Genomic DNA, 19,683 nt, shown 5'->3' with positions numbered 1-19,683 from the left:
GAATCACGTCACCAACCCCGACGCGAGGGGTTTTTCGAGGTGTCCATATCCAAGCTGACCCTTCATCGACCATTCCCCCTTGTCCATTGGGGCAGCGAATCACGTCACCAACCCCGACGGGAGGGGTTTTTCGAGGTGTCCGATCGACAGCGCATCTACCCAACGGCACCACGATTTCAGCACATGAATAATACCGCTAATCACCCGCCGGTCATCCACTCGCGCTTTCCACCGTGCGTCCTGCGGAAGATGCGGCTCAAGCCCGGAAAACTGCTCCTCGCTCAGCCCAAAATGATCGTCGCTCCACTAAAATTTCAATTAAGAAGCTGTGGATCACAAGCCAAATGGCTTTAGAAGAAAGTTGGTGGATCCAAAGAAAAATATATTCAAACGCATTCTACCACCCTTTCAAGTTATTAAATTGCATCACGATGAATAAATTTAAATCATTTGCAAATAAATTCTGTATCATTGCACCCAAAGAAAAAATAACCAAGTAGAAAATTCTAACACCATTATCACTATTAAATGCATCTCGTTGATATTTCAAATTCGAATTCAGCGGATTTAAGCCCGATAGCATTTTTGCGCCAAAAATAAAACACATTAAGAATATAAATCCCGATACGACTCTTGCCCCAGATACAGTAAAACCAACTAATATGAAATAAATCAATTCGAATGAAGCGATAAATGCATACATTGTCAACCTCCGAGATAAGAAATCAAAACAACGCTTTCGCCAAAACTACTATTCTTCGTCGGGCTCGGTCTCGGGTTTTTCATCACCGACCACGACTCCATTCTTAATCTCCGGCACCACAGTCCCTCCTTCTAGGCCATACTGCCCAACAATACCGGGAAATTGAGATTCGAAGAATTCCGTCCGATTAGGCGATGTGAAGGAGTCAATAACTGTACCAAACTTATCGAGCACCTTCGTCTCAACAACACCGTCATAATATTCTGTCGAGACTGCTCTTGTGCCATCCGCGCCAATAACAGAACCTCGATTTGCGATTGACCGCCCCCCCTGATTTGCACCACCGTCATGTTCTCCGGAGCCAATACCGGCGTCTCTATTAGTAATGGCACTGGCAATTGAATTAATGTCCCGACCACTCCACCCCTTGCGTGCAGATAGCTCTTCCTTAGTGAGACTAGTTACTTGCTGCGAACCAAAATCGAAAACTCCACCTGCGGAAAAAAAGTACGTTTTTCCGTTAATCTCCGATTGACCAAAATTATCGTAGCCTAAAGTACTCAAGATAGCACTATATCCCCGCATATACTCTTTAAACCCTTCGACCGTTCCCTCATCAAAAAGCGGTTTTGAAACAGATCGTGATGCCTCTGCCCCAATCTGGGGCCCGAGGTGTATGGTTAAACCAGCGAAGTTACCACTCTCATCTCTCGAGACGGTCATACCAATAACTGCTAGACCGATGTAGATGTTGTCGTTTACGCCCGAAAGACCCTGAACTCCTTGAACGCCAAAAGACAGATCAAATGTCTGAGAAATTTTATAACCTATTCCGGTTTGCATTCCTACTTGAATACTATGAATTGGTATCCCTTCTACGCGGTAAGATTGAACAGAAATACTTTGTTCATAAGAGGCGATGGTACCTGCGGTAACACCCCAGCTGAAACCAGCACCAACTGTGTGATTTGGGTCATTCAGATAATCATTAATTACAGAAACTATCCGCGAAAAAAGTGATGGCCCGCCATTCTCCTTCTGACGATCATAGGCATTCGGATCCGAAATATACAGGCCGTAGTCAGGATCATCTGCAAACCCCATATCATAATAATACTGTTTTGACGCCACCAAACTCACAAAATCCTTCGATATTAATACGGTTTCGCGCTGGTTTAGCGTTAATTCTGAAACATCTTTCTTCATCAAATACCCATAATTCCCTCTATCCTGACCGTAACCAACATCGAGAAAATGGCTAAGACCATCATCGTAGCCTTGTTTTTCTACAATATTTTTTGCCACATCTAAATTCCTAAGGAGATAGGCTGCCTCAACACCTGAACCAAAGCCCTTCAGATAGCGATCATCCTTAAGCGCCCCATAGCTTCCGCGATTGCTCTCCTTATACCCCCAGGTGAGATAATGCTGCAGCCCATCGCCCTGATAGCGGCCATCGGCAATCGCCTGGCCGACGTCGAGGTTGGCCTGCAGATATTTGCGCTCCGCATCACCCAAGGCCGAGCCGCCGAGCTTGCTTGGGTCCAGCTTCCCAAACCCGCCGCGATCGGCTTCCTTGTAGCCATAGGCGAGATAATGGGCGAGGCCGTTGATATAGGTGCCCTCGGCAACCGCCGCCGCCACGTCGAGGTTGCGGGCGAGATACTGCCGCTCAAGGCTGCTGGCGTCGCCGAAGCGTTCGCGGGTCAGCATCCCATAGGTGTCGCCTTTATCGATCCCGACCTTGAGGAAGTAATCGAGACCGTTCTTCGCCTCGCCCTTGGCAACCGCCATAAAGGCCGCGTCATGGCTAACCAGATACCAGCTATCCCGCGACGTCGGATCAATCGCCACCGGCTGCAGGGTCGAACCTGCCGAGCCTTCGTAAATCCGCCCCTCGGCCTTGCCGCCCGTCAGGTAATGCACCAGCCCCGAGCCATAGAAACCGCTCGCCACGGCCGCCGCCACATCCAAGTAGCGCGTGAGATATTTCCGTTCCGGGTCCGTCTTACCGCCAAGCTTGCCCGCCGCGATCGCGCCGTAGCTATGCCCCTGCTCCACCCCGCTCGTCAGGAAGTACAAAAGCCCGCTCTTGGCCTGCCCCGTCGCCACCAGTTGCGCTACATCGGCATGGGCCTTCAGATAGGCATATTCAGCCCCGTCCTTGCTGCCCACCGTCGCCGTCGTCAGCGTGCCGTAGCTCTGGCCTTTCTGGATCCCCGTGCTGAGAAAATAATCAAGCCCCGACGCCGCCGTGCCTGCCGCAACCGCCGCCGCCGCATCGAGATTCGCCCGCAGATATTTGCCATCCACCGAGCCGAAGATGAAAGTCGGATTAGCCCCCTGGGCATTCAGCCGCCCATAGCCCGACGCCCGCCGCGGGTCCACATAGCCCGAGCGCAGATAATGGTCGAGGCCGGACGCAAACGTCCCCGCCACCACCGACGCCGCAACGTCTTGATGCTGCGTCAGATAAGCCCGTTCCGGGCTGCCAGCAGCCCCCAAAGTCGCCGCGCTCAGCGACCCAAAACTCTGACCCTTATCCACCCCCGTCCGCAGGAAATAATCCATGGCCGTCACGGCAAGACCATCGGCAACGGCTTTGGCGGCATCCTTATTGGCGCGCAGATAGGCGCCCTGGGCATCATTCTTTGCGTAAAAATCCGTCCGCAGCGCCCCGTATTGCCCGCGGTTCGCCTCGGTATAGCCAATGGCAGTATAATGATCGAAGCCCGAGGCATAGACCCCCTCGGCAACCGCTTTGGCGACATCGAGATTCTTGCTGAGATAGCCCCGTTCTGACGGGCCCACCGCCGTCAGGCTGGCCGCCGTCAGGCGACCGTAACGCTCGCCCTGATCGATCCCGACCTTCAGAAAATAATCGAGACCGCTCTTCGCCTGACCGCTGGCGACCGCCTGCAAGGCCAGGGGATTGGCGCGCAGATACTCGCTATCGAGGCCGGTCGCGTTCAGCACCTCGCTCGACACCGTGCCATAGCCCTGGCGGCCTTCGGCGCGGCCATAGCTAAAATAATGGGCGAGCCCCGAGGCATAGGTTCCGGCCGCAACCGCCGCCGCAACGTCCCGGTTCGCCAGCAGATAGGCAAGCTCGGGATTAGACCCGGTGGTCCCCTGCAGTGTCTCGGCGCGCAACTGACCGTAGCTGCGCCCTTCGGTTCGGCCATTCCTTAAGAAATGATCGAGACCATTGGGATAGACCCCGAGGCCGACCGCATTGGCGACATCGCGGTTCTTCAGCAGATAATCCCGCTCCGCCGGGCTGGCCGCCGCAAAATCGGCCCCAGCGAGCTTGACGTAGGCCTGGCCCTTCCCGGCCCCGACCGCCGCAAAATAATCGAACCCGCTGGCATATTGACCATTGGCGACCGCTTGCGCCGCGTCCTGGTTGGCCAGCAGATATTTGAACTCGGCGGTGCCGGGCTTATAGGTCTGGCTATTGAGCGCGCCATAACCCGTGCGATTGGCCTCGACATAGCCCGAGGTTAGATAATGGACGAGGCCGGAGGCATAGCCGTTCGGCCCGGCGACATTGCGCGCCACATCTAGGTTCTGCGCCAGATACGCCCGCTCGGCCTGGCCCAGGGCACCGATGCTGGCGCCCGAGAGCTTGCCGTAGCTATCGCCCTGATCAATGCCGGTCTTCAGGAAATAATCGATGCCATTCTTGGCCGACCCGCGCGCCACTGCGTTGGCGGCGCCGATGTGGCTTTGCAGATACTGGCCCTCAAGGAAATTCGGGTTCAGCATCTCGGCGGTCAAATTGCCGTAGTTGATGCCAAGCCGATCCCGATAGCCATAGGCGAGATAATGGGCGAGGCCGCTGGCGTGGACGCCGTCAGCAACTGCCTTCGCCACGTCTTGGAAGCGGGTCAGATACTGCCGTTCGGGATCATTGGCCCCGCCCAAGGTCGCCGCCGAGAGACGACCATAGCTGTGCCCCTTATCGATCCCGGTCTTCAGGAAATAATCGAGGCCGGAACTCGCCTGCCCCTTGGCGATGGCCGCCGCCACATCGGCATTCTGGACGATATAGACCGCTTCGGGGCTGGAGCCCAAGGATTGGCTCGCCTGGAGCGCACCGTAATGCCGGCCTTCGGCGCCGCCGACCGTTAAGAAATGCGCCAACCCGCTGCTGTATTGACCGCCCGCAACCGCGCGCGCCACGTCTTTATTCTGCTGAAGATAGGCAACCTCAAGGCTTCCCAGGGAGGGATCGGTCAGTGAGGCCGCTCGAAGGTTGCCGTAATCCCCGCGCCCTTCGGCATAGCCACCATAGATGAAATGATCCAGACCATTTGCGTAACCGCCGGTCGCAACCGCCGCCGCCACATCCTTATTGCGGATCAGATAGGTGCGCTCGTTGGCATCGCCCAAGGTGGCGGCGGTCAATCGACCGTAGCTATCGCCCCGATCGGCGCCCAGCGTCGCGAAATACGCAAAGGCGCTGCCAAACTGACCATTGGCAAGCGCCGCGGCGGCTTCAGGATGGGCCTGGAGATAGAGACGGTCGAGGGTCGCCGAAGGACCGCTGGTCAACGAAGCGGCGGTCAGATTGCCGTAGTTGCGGCCTTCGGTATAGCCCGTCGCCAGGAAATGCTCGAGGCCCGAGGAATAATAGAGCCCGGCGGCAATGGCATTGGCGACGTCGCGGTTGGCGGCGAGATATTGGCGTTCGCCGACCGTGTTGAGACCGGCCGCCGTGATTTTACCGTAGCTCTGGCCCCGCCCGGCGCCGACGGCCAGGAAATAATCGAGCCCGGTCGCATACTGCCCATTGGCCAAGGCAAGGGCCGCGTCGCGATTGGCACGCAGATAGGCCCCGTCAATTGTATTGGCGTTATAGGTCACATTCGAGAGCTGGCCATAGCCGCCCCGGAACGCTTCATTCTTCCCATAGGTGAAGAAATGCTCCTCGCCGCTCGGCGAGACCCCCGCCGCGACGGCTTCGGCGACATCGGCGTGGGCTTGCAGGTAGCTTCGTTCCGCCAAGTTATTGAGGCGCCACGCCTGAATGTTCCGGTAATTGCTGCCCGAGGCATAGCCTTCGTTCAAGAAATACTGCAGCCCGTCGCGATACCGGCCCGAGGCAACCGCTTGGGCGGCGGCCGGATTGGCCATCAGATATTGCTGATCGGGGGTTAGGTTAATCGTCGCCCCGTTGCGCGTCGTCTGCACGGTTTGGACGAAGATATTCTGCGCGGGGCCTTGGGAATAACCGTAATAGAAGCGCCCTTCCGCCCGGCCATACCTGTTGAAATGGTCAAGGCCGCTCGAATAGACCCCCGAGCGGACCGCGTTGGCGACGTCTTGATTGTCGCGCAAATAAAGTTCTTCGGGTGTGATCGAGCGCGTCGATTGCCCGTAATAATAACGCCCTTCCGACGCGCCATTCAGCAGATAATGCTCGAGCCCGCTGCGGAACATCCCCGACTGGATCGCCCCGGCCACATCCGGGTTTTCTTCGAGATAGAGTTGCTCGGCCGACAAGGTCTGTTGACCGACACCGGCATAGAACCGTCCTTCGCGCGCGCCGTAGATCAGATAATGTTCGAGGCCATTGCGGAACTGACCGCTGGCAATGGCCGCAGCAACGTCGGAATTAGCCTGGATATAGGCTTGATCCGCCGTAATCACTCCCCCGCCCGCCCCGAGCGCCGAATAGGTCGAGGGCGCCAGCGTGACATCATTCCCCCCGAAGGAAATGACCGCAGCGGGGCCATAGTTGGTCGTCGGACCCGGTTGCAGCGTGCCGTTGGCAGCAGCCTGGGCGATAGGATTGCTGGAGGTCGAGGCGAAATAGGGGTTCTTCGACGTACCGCCGACATACGCCAGGATCTGGACCATTCTGGGCCGCCGCAACCATGCTTCCGCGCGTTTTGCGCGAAATTTAAGGAAATATTTACCAAGCCTATGCGGGCAGCGGCAGGCGGAGTCAAGTTTGCGACCGCAGGGAAACGCGAGCCAAACCGTATGGAAGTGAATGGTTTAGCAGAGAAACGGCATACGATGCGATGTTCCGCAGTCGCTATTTTTTAACGGACAACCCGACCTCTCCCTTAGCGGATTTTTAATGAGTTTCTCAAAATCAAAGCGGAACCCCCTACCGCGCAATCAGGAATCAGAAAACAAAATGAAATCTTATTCCAATATGATCCCGGTAGACTATTCAGGAACGCCGTTTGGATTATTACGGTTAGCCTGTAAGATGAATCGCGGGCCCTAGAGATTCGAATCGCATTCCTTATTATGTTGCTTGGGGGAGACAGTTAAAGCCGTTAAGCTTGAGTGGTCGACGCCGCAGAAACCATAAAGAGTCTCAACTCTGTTGCAGACAATCCAACATCGCCTACAACATGCGCAGTGTGATCTGGCACGACAACCGAAGCGCACCCGCATGACGAGGGAACGTCATCAACCCCTAGGGATTACTCCAAAAAAAGACGCGAATGAACAGCTAGAACGGCCGGATTCACAACACATCTATGTAATAATAGCTTCGAATTATCAAATCACCCAGTTCTTCGAGGTGCCCAACTGCCGGAAGGGCCTGAGGGGGAGACCGTCCGCCTACCGGTCACTCTCGCATGATCTTTTCAAATAGAAATCCCTCATCCCCAATCGAATCGTCTGAGCTGCGATGGTCTTGCTGGGGGTGATGCGCGTTGAAGAATGCGATAATCTTGAAGCCGCATTTGTTGACGTAGAAGTGGATATTCCGCCTCTCAAAATACGGCGTATGCGTCTGCCAGGAGACAGTCTGCGGGAAGCGCGCTTCGATGGCGAGCCAGGCCTTGTGCCCGAGACCTTGACCGTTTTCACCAACCTTCAGGAAAAACAGGTCGAGCGTGTTGTGATGGGTTACTTCATCGATGGTCACGACCGCGCCGCCGACATTTCGGCCCTCGCAGAGGATACGGAGAGGAACAGCCCCCGGAGCGTGAAGCGAATTATCGAGATCTCTATCGGACGGGATGGGGCCATCGGGGAGCCCCCCGAACTCTTCAATGACGGCAATCGCAAACGCCGCCTGGAGCTCTTTTTTAAAATCCGGGAAATCGTTTAGATCGGCGACGGTCAGGCTAACATTTTGGCTAGTCATGATTTTTCTCAGGAGGGTCTACCCATCGTCAGGACGAAGGGCATCGGGATGGTGTTTTACCCGGGGGCGCAGGCGCTTGGATTCAATGGCTCCGGAGACGACGATCCCGTGTCACCGAGGCGGCAGGCTGATGGATGGCCGGAGCGCATGCCCCAAAGTTTTTCTGGCTTTACGACGCATAGGCTTTAAGCCTTTCAGCATATCGATCTATGGGGCTCAATATCCAGGCGCGATCCTGCAGATGCGGAACGCGATCAACATCTATGACCTGCGAAAGTTGGCGCAAGTAATAGAGCTCTTCCTTCGATTGAATGGAAAAGCGCGCAAATTCCTTCTGCCCATCACAAAAGGCGCGATCCGAGATCTCGTCGTTGAAGCGAGCTTTCCAAACGGTATCTTTGAGACCGCTACCAACGTCGAAGAGCACTTTCGCGCGGCTTCGAATGGCCGAGGGAAGGCTTTCTGGGTAAAGATCATATAAATCGCGCAGAGCCACCTTACCGACCGGAATACCGTTCTGCATTCGAACCAGCGCGGCAGCATCAAGGCCTAGTGCATACTCCGCGACTGTTGGGTCGAGAAAGGGAACCCGCGTCTCGATCTGATAGTGCATGGAACAACGATCAACCCGCTGCAGGCTAACCCGGTGCATGAGCCCCAGGCATTCATCGCGAATCGGTTCACCTTGGGCGTTACCGTCAAGAAAGGGCAGCTTCAGCAAGGGGTAACCACAAAATAACTCATCCGCCCCCTCGCCGCACAGGGCAATCCGAAAGCCATCCCGCCGCATCCGCTCGGCCGCAGCAAGCGAGCAAAGCGCCCCCCGAATAAGGTTTGGCTCAAAGGATTCGCTGGTTACGACCGCATCCCTGATCCTTGCGAATACCGCATCGCTCTCGGGCTCGAACTCAACGAAGCGCAGATCATATCCGGTCTGTGCGGCATATTCCGCCGCAAAGGGGTAATCCGGCGCGGTTTCCCCACCGACAAAGTAGCCAGGGCTGTCGGGCAGGAATTTCCGCGCGTAATGGGCGATAAGTGTACTGTCGATACCGCCGCTGAACAGTGTCGCGACCGGTAAGCCCGGCGGCAAATGCGTGCGAACGGCCTCAGATAATAGTGCGTCGAGTGTCGCGGGATCACTTGGATAGCGTCTACCCCTTGGCTGATGGATCGCCGACTGAAACGGTACGCAGCGGGTCGCCGTAAGCGCGTAGCCGGGCGGTAACATCATAACATCGCCATCCGCTACAGTATCGAGAAGCGGCTTCATCTCCGAACAGAATAGAAAACCCGCCCCTGACTGTATCACGTAGAGGGGTTTTATGCCGAAAGGGTCGCGGGCGGCCAGAAACCCACCGCTATCAATGTCGACGGCGACGAACGCATACATGCCTGAGAGTCGTTCGAGGGCTTGAGGCCCCCAGACACTCAGAGCATTGACTAAGACCTCGGTATCCGACTCAGTCTGAAATCGCACCCCGAGCGCGATCATCTCATCTCTTAATATCGCATGATTATAGATCTGCCCGTTGAACGAGACTATGAGACGACCGTCACAGGAAACCTGCGGCTGGATGGCGCGTTCACTATCAACTATCCGTAGTCGGCGCGTACAGAGGACTGTGTAGGGTGCCACCTGGACCAAGGGGTCGGTGACGTCCCCACGATGCCGAAGCCCTTCGATTAGCTGACCAACCGTGGCGGCAGCTTCCGGCCAGTTGATTGCAGCAGCAAACCCGCACATGGACGGTCTTCCTTCTCAAAACACCAAGAGTCCTGAAGTGCCGCCATGCGCCTATCCGCCGCTCCCCGATTGGTCTGCTCAATACTCCGAAGTTCGATATTTCGGTCGTAAATATGAGATGGGGAATGAGCAGGAATAAGATCATTCCCGCCATGCAGCCTAGAGAAACAGAACAATCAACTACCAGCATAAGAACTAACAGCACCCCGATTTCAGGAAGCTATTATGCCGCCTCGCCCGGTTGGTGGGTGTAAAGCGTTTGCCAAGAGAGTGAAAAGATTTCGTAAAGACGTGTAATATCCTTGTTAGGGCTATCAACGTCTCCGTTGGGTTGATAATGTCCGATGAATGACTGATGTTTTGATAATCGACGATGATGCCGTCCTAAGCCGAATGCTGGGCGAGTTTCTCTCTGAGGAGGGGTTCTCGGTAACGACGGCGACCAACGGCGAAGACGGCGCAGTTCTGGCACTATCCGGCCGGTTTGCTGCCGTGATCCTCGACATCATGCTGCCGCGCATCAATGGTGTGGAGGTACTGCGACGGGTCCGCGCCGAGAGCGCTGTGCCCGTTATTATGTTAACTGCGCGCGGCACCTTCGTGGATCGGATCGTCGGTCTCGAACTCGGCGCCGACGACTATGTCGCAAAACCCTATCATCCGCGCGAGTTGGTCGCGCGCCTGCGCGCTATCCTGCGCCGTACGAATGGTCCACGACGTGAGGGAGCGCTAACGCTCGGCGCCTTGAACCTTGATAGCGCGCGACGTGATGCCAGTTGGCAGAGCCAACCCATCGACCTGACGGCAACAGAGTTCAAGCTTCTTGAAACATTGATGATCAGTGGCGAGAACGTTGCGACGAAAGACGCCCTCTCGCTCACCGTATTGGGACGAACGCGGCAGCCTTACGACCGTAGCATCGACGTCCATGCCAGTAATCTCCGTCTGAAGCTTGAGAAGGCGACCACGGGCGAGATTATGGTCGAAACTATCCGAGGCGTCGGCTATCGGTTGCGGGCGGCGTCATGAAAGGCCGGCTTTTCTGGAAAATCTGGCTTGGCTTCTGGGCAACGTCCCTGCTGCTGAGCTACGGCCTTTGGCTGTACTGGTCGGTTGCACCGGCGGCGGATTTTCAGGAGTGGGATGCCCCGCTGGCAGTGGGGCGCGTACTCACCGCGTCCGCGACAACGGCGCTCGAGCACGGCGGACCAGCCGCTTTGGCGCGGCAGATCGACGATTGGCCGCAAGAAGAACGCGGGCGGCTGTCCCTACAGTCCGAGATTCTCGACTGCTCGCCGTCAAACAATCGGCAGATTGCAACTATGGTCGAGACCGCGAGCAACCGCTATTGCCTACGGTACGCCACACCGCCCCTTCCCGAAGAAGCCACGAACTTTCTAGCAATGCCGCCGGACGATCTTGTCGCGGCGGCCCTGGCTGGCCTCGTTTTCAGCGCAGCGCTTGCCTGGTACCTCGCCTATCCTATCCATCAGTTGCGCCAGGGCTTTAGCCGATTAGCGGACGGCGATTTTACGGTGCGGTTGAATGATGCTATGGGCCGCCGCCGCGATGAAATTGCCGATCTTGCCAATGATTTCGATCGCATGGCGGGGCGATTGGCGGAACTCGTTGAAGCCCGTGACCGGCTGCTCCACGATGTCTCTCATGAATTACGCTCGCCGCTGGCTCGGATGCGCCTCGCAATTGGACTGCTTCGGCGCGACCCCGCTCGGTTCGACATTTCGCTCCAACGCATCGATTCTGAGGCGGATCACATCGATAAAATCGTAGGCGAATTACTGACCCTGGCGAGGCTTGAAAGCGGCGTCGATCACGAAGGCGAATATTTTGACCTTCTCGATGTACTTGAACTCGTCCTCGGCGATGTGATGTTCGAGGCCGAGGCGCAAAACATAAAAATCGATGCTGATCTGCCGAGGGAACCCGCGGAACACGATTGGCTGATTGCGGGCAGCGGTCTATTAATCCGGCGCGCAACCGAAAATATTCTGCGAAATGCGCTGCGCTTTTCATCCCCCACCCAAACCATTCGCGTAACGCTGACGACGCAGGGGGAAGGCTGCTTGCTGATCGTTGAAGACGATGGCCCGGGGATTCGCACGAGCGAACCGAACAGCCTCCTCCAGCCCTTCGTTCGCGACACCCCCTACGATAATAGTGGCTATGGTTTAGGCCTTGCCATCGCGCGGCGGGCAGTTGTGGCCTGCGGCGGCGACCTTCATCTGAGCAACCGCACTCCCACCGGTCTATGCGTTAAAATCAGCTTACCGTTGGCGAGCCTTAATGGCCTTGGGAAATTTCATCCAGTGATACAGTAGACCCTCATGGGTCTTCCCTACTCCCTTGCCCCTAAACATAAATTTGCCTGCCAGAATCTTATTCAAGGCCGCACCTTCGGCGAGGTGTCGCGTATCGGGTGGGGGTCGGCGCCACCGCCAAACCTTCTTCGCGGTAAATCCCGGCAGCGTTACCAGCCCGCTGCCGTGACGAAGGAGGCAAAACTCTAACCTCACCTGGCCCAAAAAATGGGGGCGGAGCAACGGTCCCCTCACCCAACCGCAGGCGCAGCAGCAAGTATGGCCGCTTGCTGCTGCGCCTGCCAGAATGGGCGATCGGCCCAGCGGGTTTCGGCTTGGTACAGGGCAGCCCGCCGCCCCGCGTAAATTGCCGCGACCCGCGCTAGCTCCGCACCATAGGCCGATAGGGCGGATGGGGTGGCGGCGAGGAGTGCTTCGGCGGCGGCAAGGCCCGTGCGCAAGGCATTGAAAAGCCCCTGTCCAGCAATCGGGTCGAAGGCCAGTGCGGCATCACCGACGGCAAGCCAACCATCGCCATAGGGAACGCTCAGCCCAATCCCCCCGGCTTCGCGCGCAATGCCGGGTTCCGCCCAGACTATCGGCCCCAGGCAGTCGCGAAGATAAGGGGCGGCGCTCAGCGTCGCCGCCCATAGGTCCGAGGATTGCCGCACCTGAACCGCCGTCTTCGGCAGGGTATGATACCCAACGGCCCAGCGGCCATCGGCCAGCCGCCCGGCATAAATCCAACCGTCGGGTGTTGCTTCGATCACCGTGCGGGAGAGATCGGTATTCGTCGTCGGGTGAGCAATCCGATAGACTGCGACCAACTCCGACGTTCGCTGCTGGGATACCCCCAGTCGTCGGGCCACGCGCGCCGCGCGCCCGGTTGCATCGATGACGACCCTTGTCCGGACGTAGCGGCCATCGTCGAGACCGATGCGCCACCCGCTTTCGTCGCGCTGGAGATGCTGAAGGCTCGCCGTCCACCAGGAGCAGCCCGCCGCTCGGCAGGCGCTTCGCAGCGCGGCGTCGAACTGCGCCCGGTCAAGGCGCAGGCCCGGGCCATAGGGGTCACGCAGCGCATCGCTGGGCATAGCGTGGGGGCTGCCCCAAACCGTCAGGCTGCCGCCAACGGGCGTGTGATGCGCCCCGGCTTCGGCGACCGACCCGAGGCCTTGCCGTACCAGAAGTCGCACCCCCGCCCCGGGCAGCGTTTCCCCAAGCCGTGGCGATGCCGGGCGCAACCGGTCGACAATGAGCACCAACCGACCGGCTAGGGCGAGGTGTCGGGCGGCCAACGCCCCCGCCGGCCCCGCCCCGGCAATCAACACATCGACGTTCGCCGCTTCGTAGCGCAGGTCAGCCTTACCGCTTTTGGACACGCACGGCCCGGAAGGCTTCGAGCTGTTCCTGGCTAGCCCACCCGGCTTTCTCCAACTTACCCGCTGGCTGCGGCGCGGCGGCCAGGAGCTGCACTGCCTTATCCGCCGCCGCCTTAACGGTGCCGGGCGCCAGGGTTTCGACGTAGATATACTCGGGGAAATCAGGATCGTCCTTCACGCCGGGCCGGGCCTCGACAATGCCCAATTGGCCAAAATCGGCGATCATATCCATCATCACCTCGGCAGTTTGGTGGTTTTGGATCGCCCGCAACCAACTGGCGCGGCGGTTATAGGCGGCGACGCGCTCTGCCCGGGGCAGACTGGTGTCGATCACCTTGGCGTAATCCGCCTCCGTCAGCACCTGATTGGGCACGCGCGCGGCCCAGAAGGTGGGCAGATAAGGATCATATTCGGGATCATAGCCCGAGCGGCAAAAGGCGGTATCGCCCTGCCAGGGAATCGCCATCCAGCGGGTGATGCCGCCCGGCGGCTGGGCGTAAAGCGGCCCACCGACTTTTTCGACCAGCAGCGGGGTCATGGTCGGACCATAATCCGGTTCGGGCTGATCGGCAGGGCGCAGGCGAATGCGGAACGGGCCGGAATAAAGGCTGGCGTGCCGCATCGGCCAGGTCATTTCACACCCTGGATGGAAGGTATCCGACAAGCAATAGTGAAGCGCCGCCTTATCGAGCATATGCGGCTGTTCGGCCAGCGGAACCTCGCTAATCTTCGTGACGGGCTTCAGCGCCGCCGGCCAGTCGGCAATAAAGCTACCTTCCACCCATTTGCGCAGGATAGCTTCCTGCAAGCCGGTCATGGTCAGCATATTGCCGGGGCCGGTCGCGGAGAAACTGCCGAACGCATCGCCGTAGATCCACGGCTGAACGTGCGGCCAAGCAACGGGCTCCGCCACGCTGGGAGCTTCCGGGCGGAAGTTGTTGAAGAGGGTGCGGCGCAACTCGCCGTAAGGATCGTCGCCGCCGCTGGGTTTCTGCGCCAGTTTTTCAATCAAGGCGGGGTTATTGAAATCGAGCGGGCAGCCCTTGCCGAAATAGGCCGCAAAACCTTTGTTCACCCACTGAAGATTGCTGAGCCGTTGCAGGATCGGCAAAATATCATTGGTGAACGACGGCGTGTCCGGCATCGACATCCAGCCCGCCTGCACCGAAACATCGCACAGCAGGTCGTACATCGTCCGCCAACTGATGATATCCGGTGCGTAGTTTGGCGGGGCGACCACCACCCAAGCCCCTTCGACCGGGACTGGCGTGCCATTGATTGAGACCTCGGCCAAGACCGGGCCGTCAGAGGTATCATCATACCAATCATTGGCATTATTGAAGCTGGGTGGGTTATCGGGGTCATAGACCGGGGCCTCCGAGGGCGAGGCTGATTTGCCGCGACCGCCCAGGAAAATCAACCGCCCATCGGCATCGGTCTGGACCTCACCCAAGGGCACGGGAACGCCTTTAAAGCTTCCCGTATCGAAGGCATAGGCGGGACCGGAAACCGAGCGGCCCGAGATACTGCGCGGCCCGGGGTCGATGGCGAGGACGCCCCGATCCGCTGTCGGAATATCGGGATTGCGCAGGGGAAAGGCATTGTCCGGCGCGTCCACCGCTTCGGGAATATCCAGCGCATATTGGAACTGGTACCATTGCGACTTGCGGTTGGCCACATGGACAGTCCAGGTGATATCGGCATTGTCACTGGTCAGCTCGCGCACAACCTCGCCCGCTGCATTATAGCCATAGATACGGAAGCGAGCGGCTTGGCGCTTCATTGCCCCGGTCGGATCGCGGTAAAAATTGGGCGGCGGCGCACTTTCCGGCGGCGCATCGACGACTTCCGGCCCGATGAAATATTCCGTCGCCGCGTCGCCGATGCGCGCAATGCCAATCGCCGGATGAATGGCCGCCCGAACGATGGTGGTATCGGCCCCGCGCGGCGCATCGACGGGCAGCGGGCGCGGCACCTCCGGCTCGCCAACGGGAACACCGTTTACATCCCGGCGGAGTTCGGCGGCGGCGGCATAGACCACCCGGCGCGCATCGGCGATCGAGCCGACGGGCATATGGGCCTCCGTCACGCGCCAGATATTCATCGACAGATTTTCGCCATAGGCGGCCTGACCGCGCGCGTTAACATCCTGCTGTGCGATCACAAGGTCGGCGACATGGATGGGCGGGCTAAGGTCTTCTGGCCAGACCACTGTCGCTTCATCCAGCGGCATTTGGTCCGGCACGGTGCGAAGCTGCACCATAAAGCGGAAGCTTACCGCCCCTGCGCTCAGGCGGCTGGCGAGATCGGCGGCAAGATAAGTCGGGTCCGTCGGATCGGTTGCAGGGGGATCGACGTAGAGCGTCGGCTCCAACTTATATTTGGCGTATGTGTCGCCGAAGCAGAACGGCAGACCACTCCAATAAGGCGTTGCCAGCACGCTCGCGACCGGCTTTGCCATCGCATCCAGCAATTCGGCGGTCTCGGGATGGGCGGCAAGATACGGGCCATAGTCGCCATCCACTACACCTGCCTTGGTGAAGGCGCACATATCGGCGGCGGTATTGACGAAGAACACGTCGAAATTCTGCAAAATGAAATCAAAGGTCGGCGCATCGGGATTGCCGATCAGTTTCGCGCCGGGCACGTCGAACAGCTTGATGCCGATGCCAAGCGTCGATTTGAAATCGCCAAGGGTCGGGAGTGTGTCGGACGAAAAACGCACCCAGGCGTCAAAAGCTTTGCCGACGTGCGCGAAAAGACCAACTTGATAGTGCGCTGGCAAATCGGCGCGGATGCGGAACTGTGCCGCTGCAACGCCGTGGGGCTTTAAAAACACAGGCCGGAGAGCAGGGCACTGCCCCTTCGCAATCCGACCCGCCTGCACCATATCGACAAACATGGCCTTCAGGGACGCAATCGGATCAACCGAACAGTCAATAGACGGCGGCGCGCCGGCCTGCGGTGCTTTAAGATGGTCCACGGCCCACTCCCTTAAATTTTTATTAGTAAAATGCAATCTAAACTTATTTTTGCGACCTAACAATCGCAGGTTTTTTATAATTTAAGTTGACATTGGCCATTGGGCCTAGCGCGTCAAGATCATCCGGCCCCGCAGGAAACCCAAGGCCAGTAGAAGCCCAAGGGAAACCAGACCCAGGCCAACCCATTGGCCCGCGTTCGGCTACTCGCTGGCAATTGGAATGCCGGTTAAGATCGCGGAGGCCGGGACCAGCGCCGGAAAAATCGCCGCCCGGGCCGGACCAATCAGCCGAACAGCGGTCGTATAGGCGATAACCGACACGACGCCCGTCAAAATACCCTGCACCAAGGGCTGAACCGTGAGGGTCATAACCGAAAGCTGGGCGTAGTGATCAATCCCTTCCACCGCCAATGCAACGGGCAGCATCACAGCCCCAGATAGGATCGAGACAATGGCGACGCCAGCCACTGGGGGGATTTGCCAAAGGCGGGAGAACAGAGTGAACAGCGCCCATAGAATCCCAGCGCCCGCAAACATCGCATCCCCAACCAGGGCCTGCGGGCTACCGTTTAATAAACCTGGCCTGGCAATAACAGCGATTCCCAAAATAATCACCGAAACACCAATAACTCGGGCCTTGGTCGGCCTATCGGCCAGAACCATCGCTGCAAGCCCCATACTGACCATCGTAACGGTTGCAGGCTGAATGACCGCCCCGTGCGCCAGCGGCGCAAATCGATAGCCCCCAACGCCTAACAGAATAAACGGCGGGCCTGCTAGCAGTGCTAAAATCAAGCTCTTCTTTATCCCGATAGCGATCACCTGCCGCCACCCAAACAGCAACCAAGGCGATAATACCAGCCCCGCCGTTCCATAGCGGAAGGCCGCGATATCAATCTGACTTAACCCGGCGGCAACCTCTTGGCGGGCGAGGGCGAGATAGAGGCCCCAGATAAGGGCCGCGATAACTCCCAACAATACGCCCTGGGTCGCGGGTGACAGGCGCACCAGATTTTCGACCGAACGGGGAACCCCCGCGGAGAGTGAAACACTTGGCATCATTGCAGCCTCCAGCCTGTTTCTCAGAGAGCGACTGTAGGGGAGAGGGATGTGAGCGCGCTGAGCGCCTCTGCCGGATCAAGGCGCCGCCGGTAGTCGGGTTCGATAAACGCCCCGGCGATCCGGCCCCCCTGGGCAACGACGAAAGTTGCGGGCATCGGCAAAGCCCAGATGCCATCGCCATTGCGCTCAGGGAGCGCATGCCCCGCCTTCTCATAAAATGGTCGCACGGCATCGGAGAGGGTGAAGCGGATACCCAGCGCCGCCGCGAGCGCCCCGCCAACATCCGATAGAACCGTGAAGGTCAACTCATTCTTTTCCGCCGTTGTCAGCGAATGATCGGGCAGTTCCGGTGAAACCGCGACCAGCTCCGCCCCAGCAGCCCGAATCTCGGGCAGTAGCGCCTGATAACCGCGCAGCTCCAGGTTGCAATAGGGGCACCAGCCGCCGCGATAAAACGTCACGATCACCGGCTTTTGTGCGACCAGGGCGGCAAGATCGAACGGCAGACCATGCTGATCCAGTAGGCTTTTGATAACGGGCACCGGGTCGCCCGCCTGCGCCGTATGGTTTAAGATTCCCGTTGCGCGCAGATCTTCGATATCACCGGCGATGAGCCGGGCTATCGTTTCACCAACGCGGCTTTCCCAACTGGCGCGAAACCCATCGAGGTCCGATTGAAGGGGCATGGGGACGTCCTTTCACGAAAGAGGGATTGGCTGCTTACTCGGCAGCGGCAGACGACGCGGGCAGTGCCGGCGCCGCCGGAAAATCGACGGGGACGCGCGTGGTCGCGTGCAAATAGTTGGTGACGGTCTTGTCGCCGATTACAACGATGGCATCGACGAGGTTTTCGACAGTCCAACCGACCGACAGAAACAGCTCGACCAAGGCCTGATCGGCATGCCCCCGATTTTCCGCAATATTTTCCGTCAGGCGGGCCAGCGCGTCGAGCTTCGGGTCGAAGGCGGCGCGACCAGCCCGAATTTCTAAAATTTGGTCGGGCGTAAAGCCAACCAAACCCCCGATCATCGTATGTGCGGCCAGGCAATAGTCGCAGGCATTCACCTGACTAACCACAAGGTTCACAACCTCCCGGGCCTTACCCGTGATCGACGAGGGGCCGTTTTGGAGAGCAAGATAGGCCCCAAGGGCGTGTTCAGAATGGGCGAGCGTGGCATAGAGGTTCGGAACCATGCCGAGCTTGCTTTTGAGTTGGTCGAAAATTGCCTGATTACCTACCGAAACCTCGTCGCGGGTCGGAACATGGATCATCGTCATTGCGGTCTCTCCTGGCTGCGTGCTGGGGAGTGGCCCTCGCCATTCCGTGCCCAAAGAGATGCCTCATTTGTAAAATCTTAATAACGTGGCTTGATTCAATGACATTCATTCATATTATAAATGAATGAGCGATATCCTTCTCCTCTTTCGGACCTTCGTGCGGACGGTCGAAGCAGGCTCCTTCACTGCCGTTGCGCGTGATTTCAATGCATCGCAACCGACAATTTCCCGTCAGATCGCGGTTCTTGAAGAGCATCTCGGCTGTATCCTTTTTCACCGAACCACCCGCGCGCTGGCGCTGACCGAGGATGGCAGGACATTTTACGATCATGCCCGCCGGACACTCGACGCGGTTGCTGAGGCAGAAAGCGCGGTGGGGCGCAGAAAAACCAAACCCTTTGGGCAGTTGCGGCTCGCCTGCGCAGGTGTTTTCGGGCGGCTTCACGTCATTCCGCGCCTGCCGCGCTTTCGCGCCCGCTATCCCGATATTGACGTCGCCCTACACATGACTGATGGGTTCACTGATCTTATTGAGGAAGGCATTGATCTCGCGATTCGGGTTGGGGAGGCGAGCGAGGGTAGCTTGATTACCCGGCGTATCGGAACCACCCGCCGGATCGTGGTTGCAACCCCTGAGTATCTGGCACGCCACGGTACGCCATCGCACCCAAAGGATCTGAGAACCCATCATTGCATCGTGTATGATCGGCTTCTCACGGGGGCGTCTTGGGCATTCGCATCACCCGACGGTCCATTGACCATCCCGGTCGCCGGCCCGCTTCACGTCAATAGCACCGAAGCTGTGCGGGCCGCCGTTCTCGAGGGGCTGGGCATTGGATATGTCCCGCTATGGCATTTTGTTGATGGCGAAATCGAAAGCGGGCGGCTTATCGTCCTGATGCGGGATTTCGAACCACCGCCACAACCGATTAGCAGCGTATATCCAACCCGTCGGTTCCTCGCGCCCAAAGTACGCGCGGCAATCGATTTTTTTGCCGCCGAGTTCGATCTCGATCCACGCCTTCGGATCGGGGATATTTGAACGTAAGCGCTCATTTCCTAGCACATTGACGCGGCCCCTTTGAGCAGG

Annotated in this window: 12 protein-coding genes and 1 pseudogene; 3 read left to right on the top strand and 10 right to left on the bottom strand. The window is 58.2% G+C overall.

The window, feature by feature from the left end:
• Positions 1-150 precede the first annotated feature (150 nt).
• The 5 genes and pseudogenes from CHR90_RS00155 to CHR90_RS00140 form a co-directional block, all read right to left on the bottom strand.
• A pseudogene (locus tag CHR90_RS00155) lies at positions 151-285 on the bottom strand (IS5/IS1182 family transposase); the annotation flags it as partial.
• A gap of 112 nt (positions 286-397) precedes the next feature.
• Positions 398-703 (bottom strand): hypothetical protein, encoded by a 306-nt coding sequence (locus CHR90_RS19050; RefSeq protein WP_141210825.1) that lies wholly within the window; start codon positions 701-703, stop codon positions 398-400.
• Between the two features lie 48 nt (positions 704-751).
• Positions 752-6,568, bottom strand: a complete 5,817-nt coding sequence (locus CHR90_RS00150; RefSeq protein ID WP_094406513.1) for a hypothetical protein — start codon at positions 6,566-6,568, stop codon at positions 752-754.
• A 730-nt stretch (positions 6,569-7,298) separates the two neighbouring features.
• Positions 7,299-7,823 (bottom strand): N-acetyltransferase, encoded by a 525-nt coding sequence (locus CHR90_RS00145; RefSeq protein WP_094406511.1) that lies wholly within the window; start codon positions 7,821-7,823, stop codon positions 7,299-7,301.
• A gap of 169 nt (positions 7,824-7,992) precedes the next feature.
• Positions 7,993-9,570, bottom strand: a complete 1,578-nt coding sequence (locus CHR90_RS00140; protein ID WP_094406509.1) for an asparagine synthetase B family protein — start codon at positions 9,568-9,570, stop codon at positions 7,993-7,995.
• Positions 9,571-9,930: 360 nt separating this feature from the next.
• Here CHR90_RS00140 and CHR90_RS00135 point away from each other — a divergent pair, with 360 nt between their 5' ends.
• A complete protein-coding gene (locus tag CHR90_RS00135) occupies positions 9,931-10,599 on the top strand; it encodes a response regulator transcription factor (protein ID WP_229671620.1) in 669 nt (222 codons plus the stop codon).
• Complete coding sequence (locus tag CHR90_RS00130) at positions 10,596-11,909, top strand: sensor histidine kinase (RefSeq protein ID WP_094406505.1); 1,314 nt, start codon at positions 10,596-10,598, stop codon at positions 11,907-11,909. The genes CHR90_RS00135 and CHR90_RS00130 overlap by 4 nt, the downstream gene beginning before the upstream one ends.
• Before the next feature lie 230 nt (positions 11,910-12,139).
• On the opposite strand, the gene CHR90_RS00125 is transcribed toward CHR90_RS00130, so the two are convergent.
• From CHR90_RS00125 to CHR90_RS00105, 5 genes are all read right to left on the bottom strand, one after another.
• Positions 12,140-13,270, bottom strand: coding sequence for an NAD(P)/FAD-dependent oxidoreductase (locus tag CHR90_RS00125; RefSeq protein WP_094406503.1), 1,131 nt, complete (start codon positions 13,268-13,270; stop codon positions 12,140-12,142).
• Entirely contained in the window at positions 13,254-16,253 is a 3,000-nt protein-coding gene (locus CHR90_RS00120) for a LodA/GoxA family CTQ-dependent oxidase (protein ID WP_094406501.1), read from the bottom strand. The genes CHR90_RS00125 and CHR90_RS00120 overlap by 17 nt, the downstream gene beginning before the upstream one ends.
• Before the next feature lie 201 nt (positions 16,254-16,454).
• The gene (locus tag CHR90_RS00115) at positions 16,455-17,315 is read right to left on the bottom strand and encodes a DMT family transporter (protein WP_094406499.1); all 861 of its coding nucleotides are present in this window, start codon (positions 17,313-17,315) and stop codon (positions 16,455-16,457) included.
• A gap of 20 nt (positions 17,316-17,335) precedes the next feature.
• Positions 17,336-18,001, bottom strand: coding sequence for a peroxiredoxin-like family protein (locus CHR90_RS00110; RefSeq protein WP_094406497.1), 666 nt, complete (start codon positions 17,999-18,001; stop codon positions 17,336-17,338).
• A 34-nt stretch (positions 18,002-18,035) separates the two neighbouring features.
• The gene (locus CHR90_RS00105) at positions 18,036-18,593 is read right to left on the bottom strand and encodes a carboxymuconolactone decarboxylase family protein (RefSeq protein WP_094406495.1); all 558 of its coding nucleotides are present in this window, start codon (positions 18,591-18,593) and stop codon (positions 18,036-18,038) included.
• A gap of 124 nt (positions 18,594-18,717) precedes the next feature.
• Between CHR90_RS00105 and CHR90_RS00100 the strand changes: the two genes are divergently transcribed.
• A complete protein-coding gene (locus CHR90_RS00100; protein ID WP_094406493.1) occupies positions 18,718-19,635 on the top strand; it encodes a LysR family transcriptional regulator in 918 nt (305 codons plus the stop codon).
• Positions 19,636-19,683: the final 48 nt, after the last annotated feature.

This window comes from Elstera cyanobacteriorum (genome assembly GCF_002251735.1).
Classification (GTDB): domain Bacteria; phylum Pseudomonadota; class Alphaproteobacteria; order Elsterales; family Elsteraceae; genus Elstera; species Elstera cyanobacteriorum.
The sequence above is the reverse complement of the archived record's forward strand: the minus strand, read 5'-3'. Positions and strand labels throughout refer to the sequence as shown.